Origin of the sequence: Streptomyces sp. WP-1 (assembly GCF_030450125.1) — a bacterium.
Classification (GTDB): Bacteria; Actinomycetota; Actinomycetes; order Streptomycetales; family Streptomycetaceae; genus Streptomyces; species Streptomyces incarnatus.
On record NZ_CP123923.1, the window covers coordinates 3785304 to 3808745 of the forward strand.

General features: G+C 73.0%; 19 protein-coding genes. 5 read left to right on the forward strand and 14 right to left on the reverse strand.

Translation table 11 applies throughout. The features are described from left to right. Positions 1–256: 256 nt before the first annotated feature. The 5 genes from QHG49_RS16410 to QHG49_RS16430 form a co-directional block, all read right to left on the reverse strand. The gene (locus QHG49_RS16410) at positions 257–793 is read right to left on the reverse strand and encodes a hypothetical protein (protein WP_159703520.1); all 537 of its coding nucleotides are present in this window, start codon (positions 791–793) and stop codon (positions 257–259) included. A 237-nt stretch (positions 794–1030) separates the two neighbouring features. After that, positions 1031–2704, reverse strand: coding sequence for a cytochrome c oxidase subunit I (gene ctaD / locus QHG49_RS16415; RefSeq protein ID WP_236576385.1), 1674 nt, complete (start codon positions 2702–2704; stop codon positions 1031–1033). A gap of 217 nt (positions 2705–2921) precedes the next feature. Then, the gene (locus QHG49_RS16420) at positions 2922–3698 is read right to left on the reverse strand and encodes an SseB family protein (RefSeq protein ID WP_145487076.1); all 777 of its coding nucleotides are present in this window, start codon (positions 3696–3698) and stop codon (positions 2922–2924) included. A gap of 70 nt (positions 3699–3768) precedes the next feature. After that, positions 3769–4431: a vitamin K epoxide reductase family protein gene (locus tag QHG49_RS16425; RefSeq protein ID WP_145487075.1), complete on the reverse strand. Its 663-nt coding sequence runs from the start codon at positions 4429–4431 to the stop codon at positions 3769–3771. A 324-nt stretch (positions 4432–4755) separates the two neighbouring features. Next, positions 4756–5043 (reverse strand): metal-sensitive transcriptional regulator, encoded by a 288-nt coding sequence (locus tag QHG49_RS16430; protein ID WP_145487074.1) that lies wholly within the window; start codon positions 5041–5043, stop codon positions 4756–4758. Between the two features lie 103 nt (positions 5044–5146). Here QHG49_RS16430 and QHG49_RS16435 point away from each other — a divergent pair, with 103 nt between their 5' ends. Together QHG49_RS16435 and QHG49_RS16440 are read left to right on the forward strand one after the other, a co-directional pair. Next, a complete protein-coding gene (locus QHG49_RS16435) occupies positions 5147–7201 on the forward strand; it encodes an NAD(+) synthase (RefSeq protein WP_301490154.1) in 2055 nt (684 codons plus the stop codon). Positions 7202–7383: 182 nt separating this feature from the next. Further along, complete coding sequence (locus QHG49_RS16440) at positions 7384–9159, forward strand: TrkA family potassium uptake protein (protein WP_159703508.1); 1776 nt, start codon at positions 7384–7386, stop codon at positions 9157–9159. 46 nt (positions 9160–9205) lie between these two features. Here the strand turns inward: QHG49_RS16440 and QHG49_RS16445 are convergent, their stop codons facing one another. Further along, a complete protein-coding gene (locus QHG49_RS16445; protein ID WP_301492808.1) occupies positions 9206–10978 on the reverse strand; it encodes a prolyl oligopeptidase family serine peptidase in 1773 nt (590 codons plus the stop codon). Between the two features lie 209 nt (positions 10979–11187). On the opposite strand from QHG49_RS16445, the gene QHG49_RS16450 reads away from it, so the two are divergent. Beyond that, complete coding sequence (locus QHG49_RS16450) at positions 11188–11979, forward strand: SURF1 family protein (protein WP_301490155.1); 792 nt, start codon at positions 11188–11190, stop codon at positions 11977–11979. Positions 11980–12122: 143 nt separating this feature from the next. On the opposite strand, the gene QHG49_RS16455 is transcribed toward QHG49_RS16450, so the two are convergent. From QHG49_RS16455 to QHG49_RS16485, 7 genes are all read right to left on the reverse strand, one after another. Then, positions 12123–13262, reverse strand: coding sequence for a hypothetical protein (locus QHG49_RS16455; protein WP_244320173.1), 1140 nt, complete (start codon positions 13260–13262; stop codon positions 12123–12125). Between the two features lie 58 nt (positions 13263–13320). Next, positions 13321–13908: a SigE family RNA polymerase sigma factor gene (locus tag QHG49_RS16460; RefSeq protein ID WP_145487069.1), complete on the reverse strand. Its 588-nt coding sequence runs from the start codon at positions 13906–13908 to the stop codon at positions 13321–13323. 403 nt (positions 13909–14311) lie between these two features. Continuing rightward, positions 14312–15367: an aspartate-semialdehyde dehydrogenase gene (locus tag QHG49_RS16465; protein WP_159703502.1), complete on the reverse strand. Its 1056-nt coding sequence runs from the start codon at positions 15365–15367 to the stop codon at positions 14312–14314. Continuing rightward, on the reverse strand, positions 15364–16635 hold the full coding sequence (locus tag QHG49_RS16470) for an aspartate kinase (protein WP_145487067.1): 1272 nt from the start codon (positions 16633–16635) through the stop codon (positions 15364–15366). The genes QHG49_RS16465 and QHG49_RS16470 overlap by 4 nt, the downstream gene beginning before the upstream one ends. Positions 16636–16847: 212 nt before the next feature. Then, entirely contained in the window at positions 16848–17510 is a 663-nt protein-coding gene (locus QHG49_RS16475; protein ID WP_301490156.1) for a DUF5063 domain-containing protein, read from the reverse strand. Then, entirely contained in the window at positions 17503–18102 is a 600-nt protein-coding gene (recR, locus tag QHG49_RS16480) for a recombination mediator RecR (RefSeq protein ID WP_145487065.1), read from the reverse strand. The genes QHG49_RS16475 and recR overlap by 8 nt, the downstream gene beginning before the upstream one ends. 51 nt (positions 18103–18153) lie before the next feature. Beyond that, the gene (locus QHG49_RS16485; protein WP_145487064.1) at positions 18154–18498 is read right to left on the reverse strand and encodes a YbaB/EbfC family nucleoid-associated protein; all 345 of its coding nucleotides are present in this window, start codon (positions 18496–18498) and stop codon (positions 18154–18156) included. 236 nt (positions 18499–18734) lie between these two features. Between QHG49_RS16485 and QHG49_RS16490 the strand changes: the two genes are divergently transcribed. Continuing rightward, entirely contained in the window at positions 18735–19481 is a 747-nt protein-coding gene (locus QHG49_RS16490) for an SLATT domain-containing protein (RefSeq protein ID WP_145487063.1), read from the forward strand. A gap of 431 nt (positions 19482–19912) precedes the next feature. Here the strand turns inward: QHG49_RS16490 and QHG49_RS16495 are convergent, their stop codons facing one another. Continuing rightward, entirely contained in the window at positions 19913–21784 is a 1872-nt protein-coding gene (locus QHG49_RS16495; protein WP_301490157.1) for a serine/threonine-protein kinase, read from the reverse strand. Between the two features lie 210 nt (positions 21785–21994). On the opposite strand from QHG49_RS16495, the gene QHG49_RS16500 reads away from it, so the two are divergent. Then, positions 21995–23350 carry an aspartate aminotransferase family protein gene (locus QHG49_RS16500; protein WP_145487061.1) on the forward strand — a complete coding sequence of 452 codons (1356 nt, stop codon included), beginning with the start codon at positions 21995–21997 and terminating at the stop codon, positions 23348–23350. Positions 23351–23442: the final 92 nt, after the last annotated feature.

A 23442-nucleotide genomic window follows, 5' to 3' on the forward strand; every position in this document is an offset into this window, starting at 1 on the left:
GGTACTCGTCGCGCTGCTCGTCGTCGAGGCCGTCCCACCACTTCTTGCGGCCGGCGTGCGACTTGGTTAGCGGAAGATGATCGCGTGGCCCCTCCCCGTGTCACGCGGTATGCCGCCGGAAGGCGGTGCACGTACGACCGCGACGCCGCAGCGGTCGAGAAGCACGGTGCTGACGCCACGTCGAGCACCGCATCCGTACCTGCCCCTTGCCGTCCGAGTACGCGTACTCGGACGGCAAGGGCGCACCGGGCCCGGGTCAGTGAGGGTGGCGGTGGTGGTGGGTGTGGGTGGCGGCCAAGGTGATGAAGAGGGCCAGGACGGCGGCGGGGGTGGTGATCGTGGTCAGCCAGGCCGTCGGGGTGTCGGGGTTCTCGGCCAGGCGGAGGGCGCCGGTGATCGCGGCGGTGGTCAGGCCGGTGGTGAGGAGGACGGCGACCACGTAGCGGGTGCGGTCGGGGGCCGGTGGGGCCTGCGCGGGGGTCAACTCCGTCCAGTGGGTGGCGGCTTCGCGGGTCTCGCGGGAGTGGTGGAGGGCGGAGGAGAGGAGGAGGGCCGCGGCCAGGAAGGTGCCCGTCCCGGCGGCCGTCGCCGGCCACTTCCAGGGGTTCGTGGTGAGGAGGAGGACGGCGACGGCCGCGGCTGTCGTCCAGGCCGTCACGCAGGACGCCGCCCGCAGCCGGCGGGACACCGGGCGGTCGGCGCCCGCGCGGAGGTCGGCGAGGGCCGGGAGGTACCAGACACAGCCGGCGGCGGTCACCGCGGTGGTGGCCAGGGCCAGTACGGGATGCGCCATGGCTCGGGGGTCTCTCTTTCGGGTCGTGGAGGGGTGGGGGCCGGGCGCGCGCTTCCCCCCCGCTCGCTGTCCGGAGGGTGGGGGCCCCAGGGCCCCTGAGGGTTGTCGTCGCTCGCCCGGCTTTCCCGCCGGTCGGCTGCGCGCGCGGGGCCCCATCGCGTCGGCCCGCTTCTCCGCCGTGCGGCCGTACGCGCCGGATCCCGTCCGGGGCGGCGGCAAGGAGCCGGAAGAGACGTTCTAGCTCGCCGCCTCCGCCTCAAGGGCCGCGATCTCCGGGTGGTGCAGGTCGAAGGCCGGGGATTCGCTGCGGATGCGCGGCAGGGTGGTGAAGTTGTGGCGCGGTGGCGGGCAGGAGGTGGCCCACTCCAGGGAGCGGCCGTAGCCCCAGGGGTCGTCGACGCCCACCGGCTCGGCGTACTTGGCGGTCTTCCAGACGTTGTAGAAGAACGGCAGGATGGACAGGCCGAGGAGGAACGAACCGATGGTGGAGACCGTGTTGAGGGCGGTGAAGCCGTCGGTGGCGAGGTAGTCGGCGTACCGGCGCGGCATGCCCTCGGCGCCCAGCCAGTGCTGGACGAGGAAGGTGAGGTGGAAGCCCACCGTCAGCGTCCAGAAGGTGATCTTGCCGAGGCGTTCGTCCAGCATCTTGCCCGTGAACTTCGGCCACCAGAAGTGGAATCCGGCGAACATCGCGTACACGACCGTACCGAAGATCGTGTAGTGGAAGTGGGCCACCACGAAGTACGAGTCGGAGACGTGGAAGTCCAGCGGCGGCGAGGCCAGGATCACGCCCGTCAGGCCGCCGAAGACGAAGGTGATGAGGAAGCCGGTCGTCCACAGCATCGGGGTCTCGAAGCTGAGCGAACCCTTCCACATGGTGCCGATCCAGTTGAAGAACTTCACCCCCGTCGGCACCGCGATCAGGAACGTCATGAAGGAGAAGAAGGGAAGCAGCACGCCGCCGGTGACGTACATGTGGTGGGCCCACACGGTGACCGACAGGCCCGCGATGGAGATCGTCGCGGCGATCAGGCCCATGTAGCCGAACATGGGCTTGCGGGAGAAGACCGGGATCACCTCGGAGACGATGCCGAAGAACGGCAGCGCCAGGATGTAGACCTCCGGATGGCCGAAGAACCAGAAGAGGTGCTGCCACAGCAGGGCGCCGCCGTTGGCCGCGTCGAAGATGTGGCTGCCGAACTTGCGGTCGCACTCCAGCGCGAACAGGGCCGCGGCCAGGACCGGGAAGACGATCAGGACCAGGAGCGCGGTCAGCAGCACGTTCCATACGAAGATCGGCATGCGGAACATGGTCATGCCGGGCGCGCGCATGCAGATGATCGTGGTGATGAAGTTGACCGCGCCCGCGATCGAGCCGAAGCCGGACAGCGCCACGCCCATGATCCACAGGTCGGAGCCGAGGCCCGGCGAGTGCACCGCGTCGGACAGCGGGGCGTACAGGAACCACCCGAAGTCCGCCGCGCCGTCGGGCGTCAGGAAGCCGCCCGCCGCGATCAGCGAGCCGAACAGGAACAGCCAGAAGGCCAGCATGTTCAGCCGGGGGAACGCCACGTCGGGCGCGCCGATCTGCAGCGGCATGATCCAGTTGGCGAAGCCGGTGAACAGCGGCATCGCGAACAGCAGCAGCATGATCGAGCCGTGCATGGTGAACGCCTGGTTGAACTGCTCGTTCGTCATGATCTGGAGCCCGGGGCGGGCCAGTTCGGCGCGCATCAGCAGCGCCAGCACGCCACCGATCAGGAAGAACGCGAACGCGCAGACCAGGTACATCGTCCCGATCTGCTTGTGGTCCGTGGTCGTCAGCCACTGGATCCAGGTGGGCCGTGCGCGTCGTACGGCCGGCGGCCGGGGGCCGGCCGCCGTGACCTCGGCGCTCGGCCGTTCGGTCATCACCTTGTGTATCTGTGCCTCGTCCACCGGACGGCGTCCCTCCCAGCTGTGCATGTCGGAGCCGGGCCGGGAAGCGCCACGCGTGCGGGTCGTGGACCCGGCGCTTCCCGGCCCGCCACATGATCGGCCCGGGGACACCCCCCGCCGATAGGGCCCAACAGGCCCGGCTCCGGCCGCCGGTAGGGCCGGGTGGCCCCTCTTGCCCGGCGGCCCCCGGTCAGTGGCGGCGGTACAGCGGGGTGCCGAAGACCGCCCTGTCCCCGGGTACGACCGCGAGGTCGAGGCCGCGGTCCAGACGCACCCGCAGCAGGGGATCACCGGCCAGGTCGGCGGCCAGATCGCGCACGGCCTCGGCCACGTTGTGGGCGGCGGCGGGCAGTTGGTCGTCGGTCCCGGACGACGCCGGTACGACGACCAGCCGGGCGTCCGTGTCACCGGCGGCCGGCAGCAGATGGGCGCGGCTCACGGCGGGGTGGCGGGCCAGGATCGTACACAGGGCCTCGGCGATCTCGGGGTCGCGCGGCGGGGGCAGATGGGGGCGGCGCTCGGCGACCGCGCGCAGGGCGGCGCCGGAGAGTTCGTAGAAGACCGGGCCGCACACGTCGACCAGCAGGGTCTCGGCGCCCGCGTGCCAGGCCGCCTCGACCGCCTTGCAGGCCGGGACCGGGGCGGGGCGGGCGTCGGGGCGCCAGCGGGTCAGCGCGTCGAGGCCGGTGAAGGCCGGCAGTCCGCGGCGGCCGTCGGGCAGGCTCAGGGTGGCGACCGCCATGTCGCTCGTCTTCTCGCCCGCGCGGCCGTCCGGGCCGGTCTCCGTCTCGCCGAGTACGGCGACGACCGGCACCAGCAGGCGGGCGTCCGCGAGCAGGGCGAGCAGTTCGGTCTCCGCGGTGACGGAGGGGGCTTTGGACCAGGCGGCCAGGGCGGCGGCGAGGCGGGGTTCGGGTGAGCCGTCGTCGCCCGCGAAGCCCGGGTCGGGGATGTTCTTGCGCTCCATTGCGCGACGCTAACCGGGGCAACGCGGGCGACGGCAGGGCCGGTCGGCCCCGGCCGCCGTGACGGCGGGGTCAGAACAGCGACACCCAGTAGTCCCACCACCGTGTGCCGATCAGCATCACGATGCCCAGGTACCAGGTGAACGGCACCACCCAGTGGAACTCCAGCACGCCCGCCACCACGGCGCGGGGCACGCGGATGACGCCGTGCCGCAGGTTGTGCGCGGTGGTGTACCAGAACATGGCGATGGTGGCCGCCCAGGCCAGGCAGCACCACAGGCACAGCGCGCCGATGTCGTACAGGGCCTGGCTCATCAGCCACATGCAGAAGCCCGCGCCGGACAACGTGCCCGCGTTCAGGCCGAGCCAGAACCAGCGCCGGAAACGGGCGCCGGACAGCAGGGCGAAGCCGGTGGTGACCACGACCGGATAGGCGGCGAGGCCCAGCAGCGGGTTGGGGAAGCCGAAGACGGACGCCTGGGCGCTACGCATCACATCGGAGCAGGACAGCACCGGGCTGAGGTTGCAGGACGGGGTGAAGTGCGGGTCCTGGATCAGCTGGATCTTGTCGATCGTGATCACGAAGGAGGCCAGGATGCCGAGCGCGCCGGTCACGATCAGCAGCCAGGCGAAGGCGCGGGAGGCGTGGGCCGTGGCCTCGGGCGGGATCGGGCGGCTGCCGCCGTGCCGGTCCCGCTGCCGGGGAGTGGCGCCGGTGGTCGTGTCACTGGTCATCGGGCGTTCCGCCTTGCCGGTGGTGGTCGGGGGCCGACGGACCAGTGAAGTCAGGGCGGGCGGGGGCGGACAAGGGCCGAACGGCCCGCGCGCGGGTGTGCGAAGGCCTCCGGCGGCGCCGGACGGGTCGGCCGCCGGGCGGGTCAGCCACCGGGCGGGTCAGCCGCCAGGCAGATCAGGCGCTGAGCGGCTCAAAAACGCCGAACGGCTCAGGCGCTGAGCGGCTCAAACGCCGAACGGCTCAGGAGCTGAGCGGCTCAGCCACCGAGCGCGGCTCAGCCACCGAAACGGCTCAGCAGCCGAACAGCTCAGCAGCCGGGCGGCTTACGCCAGCGACAGGAACAGCCGCTCCATCCGCGCCTTCATCGCCTCCGCGTCCTCCCCGGTCCTGCGCCCCGACTCGATGTCGGCCACGCACTGCTGGAGCCCCGTGGCGATGATCGCGAAACCGGCGCGGTCCAGCGCCCGCGAGGCGGCGGCCAGCTGGGTGACGACGTCCTCGCAGTCGCGGCCCTCCTCGATCATCCGGATCACCCCGGAGATCTGGCCCTGCGCGCGCCGCAGCCGGTTCAGGACGGCCTTCAGGGACGCGCCCTCAAGCTCCAGTTCCACGCTCACTCCTCGAAAAATACCCCTAGGGGTACTGTACGGCCGGGTTCGGGGCGAAGGCGAGCGCCTGTGACCGCCGTGGCGCGGAAGTTCTAGGCTTCCCTCTGTGAACTTCTGGTCGATCTATCAGCATGGCTTCGCGCGTGTCGCCGCGTGCACGGGCCACACCGTCATCGCCGACCCGGGCGCCAACGCCGCATCGGTCCTGCGCCAGGCGCGCCGGTGCGCCGAGGAGGGCGTCGCCGTCGCCGTCTTCCCGGAGATGGTGCTGTGCGGCTACTCGATCGAGGACCTGCTGCTCCAGGACCCGCTGCTGGACGCGGTCGAGACGGCCCTGGCGGAGGTGGTCGCCGGTTCCGCGGACCTGCTGCCGGTGCTGGTCGTCGGCGCCCCGCTGCGCCACCGCAACCGGATCTACAACTGCGCGGTCGTCGTGCACCGCGGCAGGATCCTCGGCGTGGCCCCGAAGTCGTACCCGCCGAACTACCGGGAGTTCTACGAGCGCCGCCAGATCGCCGCGGCCGACGACGAGCGCGGCGGCACCATCCGGCTGGGCGGCGCGGACGTGCCGTTCGGCGTGGACCTGCTGTTCGCCGCGGACGACGTGCCGGGCCTGGTGCTGCACGCGGAGATCTGCGAGGACATGTGGGTGCCGGTGCCGCCGAGCGCGGAGGCGGCGCTCGCCGGGGCGACCGTGCTGGCGAACCTCTCCGGCAGCCCGATCACCGTCGGCCGCGCCGAGGACCGCAAGCTGCTGTGCCGCTCGGCCTCCTCCCGCTGCCTCGCCGCGTACGTCTACGCGGCGGCCGGGCTCGGCGAGTCGACCACGGATCTGTCGTGGGACGGCCAGACGATGATCTACGAGAACGGGGCGCTGCTGGCCGAGTCCGAGCGCTTCCCGCTCGGCGAGCAGTTCGCGGCGGCCGACATCGACCTCGACCTGCTGCGGCAGGAGCGCAGCCGGATGGGCAGCTTCGACGACAACCGCCGTACCCATGCCGCGCGCACCGGCGACTTCCGCACGGTGTCCTTCCTGCTGGACCCGCCGGTCGCCGCCGATCTGGGGCTGCGGCGCCGGGTGGAGCGCTTCCCGTTCGTGCCCGCCGACCCCGACCGGCTCGCCCTGGACTGCTACGAGGCGTACAACATCCAGGTCGAGGGGCTCCAGCAGCGGCTCGGGGCGATCGGCGGGCCCAAGGTGGTCATCGGCGTCTCCGGCGGTCTGGACTCCACGCACGCGCTGATCGTCGCCGCCCGCGCGATGGACCGCGCCGGGCGCCCGCGCAGCGACATCCTGGGCTTCACCCTGCCCGGCTTCGCCACCAGCGACCACACCAAGGACAACGCGCACCGGCTGATGCGGGCGCTCGGCATCACCGCGGCCGAGCTGGACATCACGCCGACCGCGCGGCTGATGCTGAAGGAGATGGGCCACCCCTTCGCCGCGGGCGAGCCGGTGTACGACGTCACGTTCGAGAACGTCCAGGCGGGCCTGCGCACCGACTACCTGTTCCGGCTGGCCAACCAGCGCGGCGGCATCGTGCTCGGCACCGGCGACCTCTCCGAGCTGGCGCTCGGCTGGTCGACGTACGGCGTCGGCGACCAGATGAGCCACTACAACGTGAACTCCGGTGTGCCCAAGACGCTGATCCAGCACCTGATCCGCTGGGTGATCAGCAGTGAGCAGTTCGACGCGGAGACCGGCGAGATCCTGGCCGCGATCCTGGACACCGAGATCAGCCCGGAGCTGGTGCCGGGCGAGGAGATGCAGTCCACCGAGTCGAAGATCGGCCCGTACGCGCTGCACGACTTCACCCTCTTCCATGTGCTGCGCTACGGCTTCCGGCCCTCGAAGATCGCCTTCCTGGCCTGGCACGCCTGGCACGACGCGGGGTCGGGCGCCTGGCCGCCCGGCTTCCCCGAGGCGAAGCGGGGGGCGTACGACCTCGCGGAGATCGTGCGCTGGCTGGAGGTCTTCTGCCGCCGCTTCTTCGCGTTCGCCCAGTTCAAGCGCTCGGCCATGCCGAACGGGCCCAAGGTCTCGGCCGGCGGCTCCCTCTCCCCGCGCGGCGACTGGCGGGCCCCCTCGGACGGCAACGCCCGGGTGTGGCTCGCGGACCTGGCGCGCTTCGACTTCGAGAAGGCGGCGGCCGAGCGCTGACGGACACCACCGAGGGGGCCGCCAACAGGGCCGACACGGGGGCCGCCACGGGACCGTCGCGGGGGCCGAACGCCGGTGTGCGACACGGGCGTTCGGCCGCCCCTGGAACCAGTCCTCTCCCTGAGGCAGTCTTTCCCCTCGTGGCGAGTGTTCCGTTTCAAGGGGGACCCGGCGCACCCCACATGGTGGTGTGCGGGGACGACGGGCTTGCGCACCGGCTGGCGGCCGAGTTGCGCGGGGTGTACGGCGAGCAGGTGACCCTCGTGGTGCCGCCTGCCGAGCGCGCGGCGAGGGGCCCGGTGGTCGGCCGGGCGCGGGCCGCGTCGGCGGCGCTGCTGGACCGGGTGGTCAACGCGGCGGTCGGCGGGCGGCCCGCCGTACCGGGCGCGGCGGCCACCGCGGCCTCGCCGGTCGGCCAACCCGTTCTCGAAGCCGTGGAGTTGACCGAGGCGGTGCTCGCCGAGGCCGGGGTGGGGCGGGCCACCGCGCTCGCGCTGGTGCACGACGACGACGAGACCAACATCCGTGCCGCGCTCACCGCCCGCCGGCTCAACCCCCGGCTGCGGCTCGTACTGCGGCTCTACAACAGGCGGTTGGGCCAGCACATCGAGGAACTCCTTGACCAGGCGGCCGCGTTGGCGTACGACGGCGGGGGCGACGCCGGTGCGGAGGCGTCGACCACCGTGCTCTCCGACGCCGACACCGCCGCGCCGGCGCTGGCCGCGACCGCGCTCGCCGGGACCAGCAAGGTCGTGCAGACCGAGGGGCTGCTGCTGCGGGCGGTGGAACGGCCGCTGCCCGCCGACTCGGGCCTGCACACCCTCGCCCTGCTGTCGGTGAGCGATCCCGCCGGCGGGGAGCAGGAGCCCCGGCTGCTGCCGGCCGACGAGGAGGTGCGGGGCGCCGCCGGGCGGACGGCGATCGTGCTGGAGCAGGTGTCGACGGCGGGCGGCCCCGAGTCGGCGGCACGCGGGGCGGGAATCCTCCCCTGGCTCAACTCGCTGTTCTCGCGGCGGCTGCGCTGGTCGCTGGCCGGTCTGGTCGGCTGTGTGCTCGCGCTGGCGATCGCCCTGTGGGCGGTGACCGGGATCCATCCGGTGCGGGCCTTCTACCTCACCCTGCTCGACATGTTCGCCATCGACGACCCGGCGGTCGGCGCGCCGCTCGGCCGCCAGCTGCTCCAACTCCTGTCCGCGCTGGTGGGATTGCTGCTGCTGCCGGTGCTGCTGGCCGCGGTCCTGGAGGCGCTGGGCACCTTCCGCACCGCCACCTCGCTGCGCAGGCCGCCGCGCGGGCTCGCCGGGCATGTGGTGCTGCTGGGGCTCGGCAAGATCGGCACCCGGGTGCTGACCCGGCTGCGGGAGCTGAACGTGCCCGTCGTCTGCGTCGAGTCCGACCCCGAGGCGCGCGGGCTCGCCACGGCTCGGCGGCTGCGGGTGCCGGTGGTGCTCGGGGACGTCACCCAGGAGGGGGTGCTGGAGTCCGCGAAGATCAACCGGGCACAGGCACTGCTCGCGGTGACCAGCGCGGACACCACGAACCTGGAGGCGGTGCTGTACGCGCGGACGGTACGGCCGGATCTGCGGGTGGTGCTGCGGCTGTACGACGACGACTTCGCCACCGCCGTCTACCGGACCCTGCGCGCCGCCTACCCGCACGCCCTGACCCGGAGCCGGAGCGTGACCCATCTGGCGGCGCCCGCCTTCGCCGGGGCGATGCTCGGCCGGCAGGTGCTCGGCGCGGTGGCGGTGGAGCGGCAGGTGCTGCTGTTCGCCGCCGTCGACGTGGACGGCCATCCGATGCTGGAGGGCCGCACGGTGGACCAGGCGTTCCGCCCCGGCTCCTGGCGGGTCCTGGCGCTCGCGGGCCGCAGCGACACCCCCGCCGACCATGTGCTGGCGAAGGGGGACCGTGTGGTGGTCGCCGTCACCCGCAGGGGCCTGGCCGCCCTGCGCTGACCCTCCGGCGGGCTGCCGGAGGGGAGCGCGCGGGTCCAGCGGACGGCTACGCCGGGAGGTGCCGCTCGGCGAAGTCCAGCTCCAGCGCCACCTGCTTGATGCGCTCGTCGACGACCAGCGAGCCGTGCCCGGCGTCGTAGCGGTACACCTCGTGGGTGGCGCCGAGGGCCTGGAGGCGGTGGATGTAGTTGTCGATCTGGCGGATGGGGCAGCGGGGGTCGTTGACCCCGGCCGAGATGTAGACCGGGGCCTTGACCTGGTCGACGTAGGTGAGCGGGGAGGACGCCTCGAAGCGCTCCGGGACCTCCTCGGGGGTGCCGCCGAGGAGGGTGCGGTCCATGGCCTTCAGGGCCTCCATCTCGTCGTGGTACGCCGTGACGTAGTCCGCGACCGGGACGACCGCGATGCCGACCGTCCACGCCTGTGGCTGGGTGCCGATGCCGAGCAGGGTCAGATAGCCGCCCCAGGAGCCGCCGGTGAGGACCAGCCGGTCGGGGTCGGCGAGGCCCGAGGAGACCGCCCAGTCGCGGACCGCCGCCACGTCCTCCAGCTCGATCAGGCCGACCCGGTGCTTGAGGGCGTCGGTCCAGGCGCGGCCGTACCCGGTGGAGCCGCGGTAGTTGACGCGGACCACCGCGTACCCGTGGTCGACCCAGGCGGCCGGGCCCGAGGCGAAGGAGTCGCTGTCGTGCCAGGTCGGGCCGCCGTGCAGGTCGAAGACGGTGGGCAGGGGGCCGGTCGCGCCCGCGGGCTTCTGGATCAGGGCGTGGATACGGCCGCCGGGGCCCTCCACCCACACGTCCTCCACCGGCACCGACGGGGGGCACTTCATGCCGGGCGGGTCCAGGACCACACCGCCGGAGGTGGACCGCACCACCGAGGGCTCGGCGGAGGAGGACCACAGGTACTCCACGCTGCCGTCCGGGCGCGCGGTCGCCCCGGAGACGGTGCCGGGCGGCGTGGGGACACCGGTCAGCTCGCGGCTCGCCAGGTCGTACCGGAACAGCTCGCTGCGGGCCTCGAAGCTGTGGGCGATCAGCAGGCCCGAGCCGTCCGGGTACCACTCGGCGCTGACGTCGCCGGGCAGCTCCAGGGCGAGGTCCGTCTCCTCGCCCGTGGCCACGTCCCACACCAGCGGCTCCCAGCGGCCCCGGCGCTGGTGCCCGATGAGCAGCCGGGTGTCGCCGTCGACCGGGGCGAAGCCCAGCACCTCCAGGCCCAGCTCCTCGGCGCCGCCCTTGGTGTCGTCCAGCTCGGCGACCGTCGAGCCGTCCGGGCGCAGCACGCGCAGCGCGGCGTGCATGGCGTCGCCGTGCTCGGTGTGCTCGATGGCGATCAGGGAGCCGTCGCGGGAGAGGTCGCCGACGCCCGCGGACTCGCGGTGCCGGTAGATCTCCACCGGGTCCGCGCCGGCGCGGGCCAGATGGATCGTCGTACCGTCCTCGTCCGTGGAGCGGCCGACGACCGCGGTGCCGCCGTCGCGGGCCAGGGCGAGGCCGGCCGGGTAGGAGGGGGCGAGGCCGGGGACGGCCGGCTCGTCGGCGCCGCCGGTGAAGGACTGGCGGCGCCAGATGCCGAACTCGTCGCCGTCCTTGTCGTCGAACCACCAGATCCAGGCGCCGTCCGGGGAGAGCGTGCCGTCCGTCGTGCCGTTCGGCCGGTCGGTGGCCTGGCGCTGCTCGCCCGTGGCGCGGTTCCACGCGTACAGCTCGTACGTCCCCGTCGCGTTCGACACGAACAGGGAGCGGTCCGGTGCGTCCTCGGCCCAGTCGGGCAGGGACACCCGCGGCGCCCGGAAGCGCTTCTCCCAGTCCGGCATGTCCGCGCTGCCCGGCGCCTGCGGTGCGCTCGGCGTCGTGCTCTCAGTCTTGGCCCCAGTCATGCGCCCATACTGCCTGGCCGCGGCGACAATTGTGCGGCGGGTGAGCGCAGCCTGTGGATAACTTTCCCGCCATCCGCTCCCGCCCCGGGCCCGCGAGGGCGCACCCGCGGGCGGGGCGGCGGGGCGGGCGCCGTACCGTGGGGGGCGTGTACCGGTTTCTGCTGACTCCGCGCTGGTGGGGCATCAACGTCTTCGTGCTGCTCGCCATCCCCTTCTGCATCTTCATGGGGTCCTGGCAGCTGAGCCGGTTCGAGGGGCGGGTGCACGAGGAACACGCCGCGAACCGGCAGGCCGCGTCCGACGCCACGCAGGCGGCGCGACCGCTGGAGTCGATGCTGCCGGTGAACAAGGCGACGTCCGGGCGGCGGGTGTCCGCGCACGGGCGGTACGGGACGCAGCTGCTCGTGCCCGGCCGGCAGCTGGACGACAAGAACGGGTTCTACGTCCTGACGCTGCTGCGGACCGACGGCGGGAAGTCGCTTCCCGTGGTGCGGGGGTGGCTGCCCGGGGCGGCGTCCGCGGCGAAGGCGCCGGCGGCGCCGCGCGGTGAGGTGACGGTCGTCGGCGCGTTGCAGGCGTCCGAGACGCCGGGGGACAACGGGGTCAGCGCGCAGGGCGGGCTGCCCGCGGGGCAGACGGCGGCGATCAGTTCGGCGGCGTTGGTCAACCTGGTGCCGGACCGGTTGTACGACGCGTGGGTGACGCTGGACAAGGCGGATGCCGGGATGAAGGCGGTGCCGGCGACGGCGCCGGACGGTACGGGGCTCGATCTGAAGGCGTTCCAGAACCTCGGGTACACCGGCGAGTGGTTCGTCTTCGCCGGGTTCACGGTGTTCATGTGGTTCCGGTTGCTGCGGCGGGAGGTCGAGGCCGCGCGGGACGCTGCGCTGGGCTTGGCACCGGAGGAGACCGTGCCGGTCACGGTGTCGAGCAGCTGACCGGTACCGCGGCCGGCCGGGGGTGGGTCACGCTCACCGGCGCCGGCCGGGTGCCTCCCCCAGAGGGGGTACCTCCAGCGCCCGCCCGTGCCGCCCCAGCGGCACGACTGCCCGCAGTGAAGGCGGCCCCATGTCCGCCCCTCCTACGAATCCGCCAGGACCCCCGTGTAATACACCGTCCCCGCGCACTCCCCCGGCACCTTCGTCGAAGTCGCCGGGCCGCCGGAGGCCGCGGTGTGGGTGATCACGACGCTGCCGTCGGCCGTGGTGTCGCCCGTGCCCAGTTGGGGGGCGGTGCCGGCGGAGCTGCCGGTGTCGGCCGCCGGGCCGTCGCTCGGGGTGGGGGACGGGTCCGGGGTCGCGCCGCCGTCCGTACCGCCGTCCGTGCCGCCCGTGGTGGGACACGCCTCGGAGGGGACGAAGGCGAACTTCTCCTGGTAGGCGGCACCGGGCTGCAGGACCAGGCCCGTGGCCTCCTGGGCGGGGTCGGGCAGACCCGTCGCCGCGTCGCCCGCCGCATGCCGTACGACGGCGATCTTCGCGGGGTCCGCCGCGCCCAGCGCGCTCGCGCCCACCGTGCCCGCGCCGCTCACCGCGCAGGACCCGGAGGAGGTGTTGGTGACGCGGAACGCGCCGTAGACGATTCCCGTGGAGTCCGGCGCCGCCGCGCTGCCCGTGGCCGAGCCCAGCTGGGCCGGCGTACACACCGGGACGCCCGCGGCCAGGGTGGCGGAGGGGTTCGCGCCACCGGGGGCACCGGCCCCGGCCGCGCCCCCGCTGTCCTTGTCCCCCGGCTTCCCGGGCCCCGTGCCCGGCTGGACCGGGTTGCCGTCCGTGCCCCTGCCGCCGACCGCCGGGCCGCCCCTGTCCTTGTCGTGCCCGGCGCCGGACCGCGCCTGTGAGGACTGGCCGGCCATCGCGGTGTCCGGGTCGGAGCCGCCGGAGTCGGAGACATGCACCAGCGCCGGGATCGCCGTACCGAAGAACAGGGCCGCCGCCGCCATGCCCACGGCCGCCTGCCGCTTGCGGGCCCGGCGCGCGGGGACCGCCCGGCGCAGCCGCTCCAGCGTGCCCGCGCCCGGTTCGATGCCGTCGACCGCGGAGTGCAGCAGCCGCCGCACCGCCGCCTCGTCCGAGCCGAGCCCGCCGAGCGTCCGGGCGAGCCACTCGCCCTCCGCCCCCGGACCGGTGCCTTCGCGGGCGGAGCCGAGGAAGTCGGCGCTCTCCCGGTCGCGTTCGGGTTCGAGCCCCTCGGTGCTCCTGTCGTCGGGGCGGTGGTTCACAGTTTCGTTCCCAGCGTGCGGTGAGGTGTGGTCGGGGCGGTGCGGTGCGGGTGCCCGGTCATGTCGTCGCCTCCATGGCCACCCGCAGCGCGGCGATGCCGCGCGAGCCGTACGCCTTCACCGAGCCCAGGGAGATGCCGAGCGTCTCGGCGACCTGGGCCTCGGTCATGTCCGCGAAGTAGCGCAGGACCAGGACCTCACGCTGGCGGCGCTGGAGCCCCTTCATCGCCTTGATGAGGTCGCGGCGCTCCAGCTGGTCGTACGCGCCCTCCTCCGCGCTCGCCATGTCCGGCATCGGCTTGGCGAGCAGCTTGAGGCCGAGGATGCGGCGGCGCAGCGTGGAGCGGGAGAGATTGACGACCGTCTGCCGGAGATAGGCGAGGGTCTTCTGCGGGTCGCGGACGCGTTTGCGCGCCGAGTGGACCCGTATGAAGGCCTCCTGGACGACGTCCTCGCAGGAGGCGGTGTCGTCGAGCAGGAGGGCGGCGAGACCGAGCAGCGAGCGGTAGTGCGCCCGGTAGGTCTCGGTCAGGTGGTCCACGGTGGTGCCGGTGACGGCCTCCGCGGCCGTGGTGTCGTCGGCGCCGTCACGCTGACCGGGTATGCGGGCGGGCCGCGCGGCTGGCATGGGCGCGATCACCGGCATGCCGCCGGGCGTGCGGGGGCGCAACGCCGCACGCGGCGGCCGAAGGGCCGCGGTGCCGCGTCCCCCTGTGAGTTCCAGTACCTCTGCCACGCCTGTTGGACACGTCTGCCCCCGCCAGGGTTGTACGCGCCGGGCGTCACATGTGCGACAGCCGGCGGTGCCTCAAGTGCCGTCATGCGTCCCGCTCTTCCCCTATGTCCGATGTGGACGGGCATCCCCTCGCCCGGTCCGCTCATGACGCCCCCACGCCCCGAAGAGTGACCGCAAAGACGCTCCCCGCCCTCCGCGTGGTTGCGGAGGGCGGGGAGGCACATCTTCTGTCGCCGAGAGGGCCGGCTCAAGCGGTTTGGACCATGCCGCCGGACACGCTTCGCACACAGATCCTACAAAGCGGCCACACGGTTCACCCGGCGGACTCCTGGGCGACCAGCTCCGCGATCTGTACGAGGTTCAATGCGGCGCCTTTGCGCATATTGTCGCCGCAGACGAAGAGTTCGAGGGCGGTCGGGTCGTCCAGGGACTGCCGCAGCCGCCCCACCCAGGCGGGGTCGGTGCCCACCACGTCGGCGGGGGTGGGGAACTCGCCGGCCGCCGGATCGTCGCACAGCACCACGCCGGGCGCGGTGGCGAGGATCTCGCGGGCGCCGTCCACCCCGGCCGCCCCCTGGAAACGGGCGTGGACCGTGAGGGAGTGGGTGGTGACCACCGGCACCCGGACACAGGTGACGGCGACCGGCAGGCCGGGCAGCGAGAGGATCCGGCGGGTCTCGTCGCGCACCCGCAGCTCCGCCGAGGACCAGCCGTCCTCGGCCGCGGTGCCGGCCCACGGGACGACGTTCAGCGCGACCGGCTCCGGGAACGGGCCGGTGGCGTCGCCCACGAGGCGTCGTACGTCCCCCGGCGCGGTGCCCAGTTCGGTGCCGGCGACCTGGGACAGCTGGGCGCGCAGCGCCTCCACCCCGGCCCGGCCGGCCTCGCTCACCGCCTGATAGGTGGAGACCACCAGCTCGCGCAGCCCGTACTCGGCGTGCAGCGCGCCGAGGGCGACGATCATCGTGAGGGTGGTGGCGCCGGGGTTGGCGATGATGCCGCGCGGGCGGTTGTGCGCCCGGTGGGCGTTGACCTCGGGCACCACCAGGGGGACGTCCGGATCGGCGCGGAAGGCGCCGGAGTTGTCCACGACCACCGCGCCGGCCGCGGCGGCACGGGGCGCCCACTCGGCGGCGACCGGCTCCGGCACGTCGAACAGGGCGATGTCCACCCCGTCGAAGGAGTCCTCGGTCAGGGCCGAGACCTCGGCCTCCGCCCCGCGCACGGCCAGCTTGCGGCCCACCGGGCGGGGGGAGGCGAACAGACGGATCTCGCCCCAGATGTCCTTGCGCTGGGAAAGGATCTGGAGCATGACCCGGCCGACCACTCCGGTCGCTCCCACGACCGCGAGCGTCGGCTTGGCGTTCATCGGCCGGTGCCTCCGTAGACGACGGCCTCGTCGGTGTCGGAGTCGAGCCCGAAGGCGGTGTGCACGGCGCGCACGGCCTCCGCCACATCGTCCTTGCGGGTGACGACCGAGATACGGATCTCGGAGGTCGAGATCAGCTCGATGTTCACGCCCGCGTCGGACAGCGCCTCGAAGAAGGCGGCGGTGACGCCCGGGTTGGTCTTCATACCGGCGCCGACCAGGGAGATCTTGCCGATCTGGTCGTCGTAGCGCAGCGAGTCGAAGCCGATGCCGCCGCGGGACTTCTCCAGGGCGTCGATGGCCTTGCGGCCCTCGGTCTTCGGCAGCGTGAAGGAGATGTCCGTCAGGCCCGTGGAGGCGGCGGACACGTTCTGCACGACCATGTCGATGTTGATCTGCGCGTCGGCGATGGCCCGGAAGATCGCGGCGGCCTCACCCGGCTTGTCCGGCACACCGACGACCGTGATCTTGGCCTCGGAGGTGTCGTGCGCGACACCGGAGATGATGGCCTGCTCCACCTTCTTGTCCCCAATCGGCTCACTGCTGACCCACGTGCCCTGCAACCCGCTGAAGCTGGAGCGTACGTGGATCGGGATGTTGTAGCGGCGGGCGTACTCCACACAGCGGTGGAGCAGCACCTTGGAACCGGAGGCCGCGAGTTCCAGCATGTCCTCGAAGGAGATCCAGTCGATCTTCTTCGCCTTCTTCACCACGCGCGGGTCGGCGGTGAACACACCGTCGACGTCGGTGTAGATCTCGCAGACCTCGGCGTCGAGGGCGGCGGCGAGGGCCACGGCGGTGGTGTCCGAGCCACCGCGGCCGAGCGTGGTGATGTCCTTCTTGTCGGCGCTCACGCCCTGGAAACCGGCGACGATCGCGATGTTGCCCTCGTCCAGCGCGGTCCGGATGCGGCCCGGCGTGACATCGATGATCCGGGCCTTGTTGTGGACCGAGTCGGTGATGACGCCGGCCTGGCTGCCGGTGAAGGACTGGGCCTCGTGGCCCAGGTTTTTGATCGCCATGGCCAGCAGCGCCATGGAGATCCGCTCTCCGGCGGTCAGCAGCATGTCGAATTCGCGCCCGGCAGGCATCGGAGAGACCTGCGCGGCGAGATCGATCAACTCGTCCGTCGTGTCGCCCATCGCGGAAACGACGACGACAACCTGGTTGCCGTTCTTCTTCGCTTCCACGATCCGCTTGGCGACGCGCTTGATGCCCTCGGCATCGGCTACGGAGGAGCCTCCGTACTTCTGCACGACAAGGCCCACGTGCGCTCCTCGCTCGGTTCGTTTGTGTCGGCTCAGTTTAACGAGCGCCCGAAATCCACCACCCTGCTCCCGCATGGTGAGACATCGGCCCGAGGGACCCCGGACGCCCGCTTCCGGTTGGCCTCCTGCCCGCCCGGGACCGGCCCACGCGGAACGTGCCCCGGGTCACATCCGCGGCCGTACGCCCCGACGCCCCGACGACGGCTACGGCGTCACGAACCGGGCCGCATCCCCAGCGGTCCGCCGATCTCCTCGGCCATCACCCGGCCCGCCTCGAACTCCAGGGTCTCGTCGCCCATGGGGGTCTGGTCGGTGTCCAGGCCGTCCAGCTCCTCCAAGGGCTGGTTGAGGCGGACGTGGATGAGCACCGACTGCAGGGCGCGCAGCACGGCGGAGGCCGTCGGACCCCAGTTGGAGAAGTAGGAGAACTGCCACCACCACAGGGCCTCCGAGGTGCGGCCCGCGCGGTAGTGGGCCATGCCGTGGCGCAGGTCCGTGATGATGTCGGCGAGGTCGTCGGAGATCCGGGCCGGCACCGGGGCCCTGCGGGGCTCGTAGGGGTCGAAGACCTCGGAGTAGACGTCGACCGGCTCCAGCAGCCGGGCGAAGTTCTCCCGCAGCCCGTCCACGTCCACCTCCGGGCCCGGGTCGGGCTCGTAGCGCTCGTCGGGGACGATGTCCTCGTGGGCGCCCAGCCGGCCGCCGGCCAGCAGCAGCTGGGAGATCTCCAGGAGGAGGAAGGGCACGGTGGAGCCGGGCTCGTCGCCCCGCGCCACCTCGGTGACGGCCACCAGGAAGCTCTCGACCTGGTCCGCGACCTGTACCGCGAAGTCGTCGGGGTTCTGCGACGTGGCGTGCAGCGTGGCGTCAGACATCTAGGAGTCTTCTCCCCTCGAAGGCGCGGCCGAGGGTGACCTCGTCCGCGTATTCCAGGTCGCCACCCACCGGGAGGCCGCTGGCCAGGCGGGTGACCTTCAGGCCCATGGGCTTGATCATGCGCGCGAGGTACGTGGCCGTCGCCTCGCCCTCGAGATTCGGATCGGTGGCCAGGATCAGCTCCGTGACCGTCCCGTCGGCCAACCGCGTGAGAAGTTCCCGTATACGCAGGTCGTCGGGCCCGACACCCTCGATGGGGCTGATCGCCCCGCCGAGCACGTGGTAGCGGCCGCGGAACTCGCGGGTGCGCTCGATCGCCACGACGTCCTTCGGCTCCTCCACGACGCAGATCACCGAGGGATCGCGGCGCGGGTCACGGCAGATGTTGCACAGTTCCTCCTGCGCGACATTGCCGCAGGCCGCGCAGAAGCGGACCTTCGCCTTGACCTCCAGGAGCGCCTGCGCGAGCCGTTTCACGTCCGTCGGCTCGGCCTGGAGGATGTGGAAGGCGATCCGCTGCGCGCTCTTGGGACCGACGCCGGGCAGCCGCCCCAGCTCGTCGATGAGGTCCTGGACCACGCCTTCGTACAACGGACTGCCCTTCCTGGAGACCTTTCGGTACGTACGCTAGTTGGACCGGGCTCAGAACGGCAGACCGGGGATGCCCGAGCCGCCGCCGAGGCCCTGGGCCAGCGGGCCGAGCTTCTGCTGCTGGAGCGCCTGCGCGTTCTCGTTCGCCGCCTGCACGGCGGCCACGATCAGGTCGGCGAGGGTCTCGGTGTCCTCCGGGTCCACCGCCTTCGGGTCGATCTGCAGGCCGCGCAGCTCGCCGGCGCCGGTCACGGTTGCCCTGACCAGGCCGCCGCCCGCCTGCCCGTCGACCTCCGTGTTCGCCAGTTCCTCCTGGGCGCGCTGCAGATCCTGCTGCATCTGCTGGGCCTGCTGGAGCAACTGCTGCATGTTGGGCTGGCCACCACCGGGGATCACGATCAGCTCCTCTGTGTCTTTCTCCTTGGCACGAGCCTACGTGGTCCAGGCGGCCATCACACCGCCACTCTTTCGAGTGAGAGAGATGACGGATCTATAGCTGATCAAGGCCCTCTTCCGGGCGGAATAACGGGGAAAGTCACGACCGGGCCACCCGTTGGGCGGTAGGAAGGGTGGCGCACGTCGGCAGGGAATGTCACGCTACGTGACCGGTCGCGATCAGTAGGGAGTGCCGGGTGGGTCAGCCGGAGATGCAGCCCGAGGGGCCGCCCCAGGACGGGCGGGGCGAGGGCTCGGCCGGACCCCGGCCGGGTGATCTGACCGGGCGGGCGCTGCCGCCCGGCGACTGGGGCGAGCCCGGCGAGCGGCTGGACGAGCTGTACCGGTGGGTGGAGCACGGCGCGCTGCGGACGGCGGACTGGTATCTGCGGGACCGGGTGTGGAAGCGGCGCGGGGCGCGGGTGCTGCGGGCCGGGGCGGCGGTGGGGGCGGTGACCGGGGCGGCGCTGCCGCTGCTGGATCTGACGAAGGTGGCGGGAGGCGTGGCGCCCTGGGGGTGTCTGGCGCTGCTCCTCGCGGCCGCGTGCGCCGGGGCGGACCGGTACTTCGGGGTGACGTCCGGCTGGATGCGGGACGTGGCGACGGCGCAGGCGGTGCAGCGGCGCCTCCAGGCACTCCAGTTCGACTGGGCGGTGGAGGGGGTGCGGGAGGTGCTGGGCCCCACCGAGGGCACGGCGAGCGAGGCGGCGGAGCGGTGCGTGGTCCTGCTGCGCCGCTTCTCGGAGGACATGACGGAGCTGGTCAGGGCGGAGACGGCGGACTGGATGGTGGCGTTCCGGGCGGGCGGGGCGCCGGTGGGGGCGCAGTCGGTGGCGTATGTGCCGCGGCAGGAGGTGGTGGGGCAGGCCGCCAGATTCGTCCTGCCGCCGGCGGGGGGCGCGCGGCCGAACATGCCGAGACAGCGTCCGCCGGAGCCGCGGTGAGCGCGGGGCGCGGGGGCGGCTGGGGGGCGGGCCGGTCCGCGGTGACCGCGAGGTCCGGCGAGGAGCGAACCGATCCCCGGTGAGCGCCGGGCCCGACCAGGAGCGAGCCGATCCTCGGCGACCACGGGGCCCGGACAAGAACGAACCGACCCCCGGTGACCGCGAGGCCCGACCAAGGACGAACCGACCCCCCGTGGCCGTCGGCCCGGTCAGGAGCGAGCCGATCCCCGGTGACCACGGGGTCCGGCCAAGAACGAACCGACCCCCGTGGCCGTCGGCCCGGTCAGGAGCGAGCCGATCCCCGGTGACCACGGGGTCCGGTCAGGGGCGAGGCAAGTCGGTTCGTGGTGAGCGCGGAAGCCCATCACGGGCGAACTGGCCCCGGTGGGCGCGGGAGCCGGTCGCCGGGGGGGGCGGGCCGGGCCGTCCGCTCACTGCCGGGTGTACGTCAGGCTCTCCCCGCCGCCCTGCTGCGTCCGCCGCAGCCGCCCGTCGGGGAGCAGGCTGACCTCCGTCGGGTCGCCCGGCGTGCACGAGGAGGCGGGCTCGCCGCTGGTCACGACGGACGGGCCGATCTCCAACGGGCCGTCGCCGTACGGCGCTTGGCTGAGATCGGCCGCGAAGACGCAGCGGTACGACCCGCCGCCGTCCGCCGGGCCCTGCGCGACCAGCGTCAGCACGTCCTCCCCCACCTTGCCCTGCCGGATGGTGAGCCGGCGGGTGTTGGCGCCGCCCGCGTTGCCGATGGTCGCCGTCCAGGTCCCGAGGTAGGCGGCCGGGACGGCGCCCGCGCCCGAGGAGGAGGACGAGGCGGAGGGCGAGGCCGGGTCCGGACCGCGCTCGCCGGAACCGGTGGGCGACGCGGACCCCGAGGCCGGTGCCGGGGCGGCGCCGCTGCCCTTGCTCTCGACCCCGCTGTTCAGCAGCGCGTACACCGAGCCGCCCGCGCCCACCGCCACGATCACCGCGATCACGACCAGCAGGGCCGTGGACCGCCCGCTGCGCCGCTCCGGTTCGGGCTCCGCGCCGTACGGCGGGTAGGGCGGGTACGACTGCTGGGGATACCCGTACCCGAAGGACCGCGGCGCGCGCGGCGGCGGCGCGGACGCGGGCCCCTGCGCGACGTACGGCTGCCGGGCGTCCTGCCGGGGGTGCGGCTGGGCCTCCTGCCGCGGCTCCCCGTACGCCCCGGGGACCGTCACCGGCAGCGGCGCCCCCTCCCCCGCCGACGGCACCCGCTCGATGCCGGACCCGCTCCCCTTCGCGGCGGGCGTCCCGCCCCCGTCCGAGACGGCGGAGTGCTCGGGCGAACCGCCGCCCCGCGCGTCCCCGGACCCCGGCCGCGCGCCCCCCTCCCCGGGGCCGTCCGCGCCCGCCTCCGGCTCCTCCACCTCCAGCAACCCGACCGCGTGCCGCCCGAGTTGGGCCACCAGCGCGCCCGGCAGCCAGGGGTCGCGGGAGCGGCCGTCGGACACCGTGTCCCCCGCCCCCGTACGCTCCAGCAGCGCCTCCAGGGACGGCCGGGCCGCCGGATCCTTGCGCAGGCACTCCCGCACCAGATCGGCGATCCCCTCCGGCACCCCCGCCAGGTCCGGCTCCTCCTGGGCGATCCGGAACATCAGCGCGTGCACCCCGCTGCCGGCGTTCCCGAACGGCATCCGCCCGGTCGCCGCGTACGTCAGCACCGAGCCGAGCGAGAAGACGTCGCAGGCCGGGGTGACCTTGTCCCCGCGCACCTGCTCCGGCGCCATGAACCCGGGCGAGCCGACCAGCGACCCGGTCGTGGTGAGCCCCTCGCCGCCCTCCGCGCCCGTCTCCAGGGCGCGGGCGATGCCGAAGTCGATGACGCGCGGCCCGTCGATGGTCACCAGCACATTGGAGGGCTTCAGGTCCCGGTGCACGATCCCGGCCGCGTGGATGTCCTTCAGCGCGTGCGCGAGCCCCGCCGCGAGGATCCGTACCGAGCGCTCCGGCAGCGCCCCGTGATCGTGCCCCACGACCTGCTGGAGGCTCGGCCCGGCCACGTACCCGGTGGCCACCCAGGGCACCGCCGCCCCGGTGTCCGCGTCCAGCACCGGCGCGGTCCAGTACCCGCCGACCCGCCGCGCGGCGCCCACCTCGCGCCGGAACCGCGCCCGGAACTCCTCCCGCGCGGCCAGTTCCTCGCGCACCAGCTTCACGGCGGCCGTACGGCCCCGGTCCGAGCGGGCCAGGTACACCATGCCCATGCCGCCCGCGCCGAGGCGCGCCAGCAGCCGGTAGCCCCCGATCCTCTGGGGGTCCCCCGGACCGAGTTCCTCCATGACCGCCCGCCTTCCCGCCCCGTCAGCCGTGGCAACGGCCCGAGAATAATCCGGTCGTACAAGGTGCCGGGGGCCCGGCCGTCCACGGTTCCGTAACAGGCCGCGCGCCCCCCGGCCGGTTCGATGTCGACAACGTGTCGCGGATTGGGCCCGGTCACGGAACAGGACGCCGATACCGCGTCCGCATCCCGGACATTTACGCTCGCCCGCATGACCCCTCAGACCGATCCCGCAGCCGGCGCCGCAGTGAAGGCCGCGGACCGTGCGCACGTCTTCCACTCCTGGTCCGCCCAGGACCTCATCGACCCGCTCGCCGTCGCCGGCGCCGAGGGGTCGTACTTCTGGGACTACGACGGCACGCGCTACCTGGACTTCACCAGCGGGCTCGTCTACACCAACATCGGCTACCAGCACCCCAAGGTCGTCGCGGCCATCCAGGAGCAGGCGGCGACGATGACCACGTTCGCCCCGGCGTTCGCGATCGAGGCCCGCTCGGAGGCGGCCCGGCTGATCGCCGAGCGGACCCCCGGCGACCTGGACAAGATCTTCTTCACCAACGGCGGCGCCGACGCGGTGGAGCACGCGGTGCGCATGGCCCGGCTGCACACGGGCCGCCCGAAGGTGCTCTCGGCCTACCGCTCGTACCACGGCGGCACCCAGCAGGCCGTGAACCTCACCGGCGACCCCCGCCGCTGGCCCTCCGACAGCGGCACCGGCGGGGTCGTGCACTTCTGGGCGCCGTTCCTGTACCGCTCCCGCTTCTACGCCGAGACGGAGGAGCAGGAGAGCGCGCGGGCGCTGGAGCACCTGGAGACGACGATCGCCTTCGAGGGTCCCGGCACCGTCGCCGCGATCATCCTGGAGACCGTCCCGGGCACCGCCGGGATCATGCTGCCCCCGCCGGGCTACCTCGCCGGGGTGCGTGAGCTGTGCGACAAGTACGGGATCGTCTTCATCCTGGACGAGGTCATGGCCGGATTCGGCCGTACCGGCGAGTGGTTCGCCGCCGATCTGTTCGATGTCGTCCCGGATCTGATGACCTTCGCCAAGGGTGTGAACTCCGGCTATGTGCCGCTCGGCGGCGTGGCCGTCTCGGGGGAGATCGCGGAGACCTTCGGCAAGCGGCCCTACCCGGGCGGTCTGACCTACTCCGGGCACCCGCTGGCCTGTGCCGCCGCCGTCGCCACGATCAACGTGATGGCGGAGGAGGGCGTGGTGGCGAACGCCGAGCGGCTCGGCGAGAGCGTGCTGGCGCCGGGCCTGGCCGAGCTGGCCGCGCGGCACCCGAGCGTCGGCGAGGTCCGCGGTGTGGGCATGTTCTGGGCGCTGGAGCTGGTCAAGGACCGGGAGACGCGTGAGCCCCTGGTGCCGTACAACGCGGCCGGTGAGGCGAACGCGCCGATGGCCGCCTTCGCCGCCGCGGCCAAGAAGCAGGGCCTGTGGCCGTTCGTGAACATGAACCGCACCCATGTGGTGCCGCCGTGCAACACGAGCGAGGCGGAGCTGAAGGAGGGCCTCGCCGCCCTGGACGCCGCGCTGTCCGTGGCGGACGAGTACACGGCGTAACCGGATCGGCGCTGCCGTCGGCAAAGGCCGAACGCGTAAGGTGACGTGCTCGTGAGACTCTGCAGAGTCGGCCATACGTGCGAGTACATCAC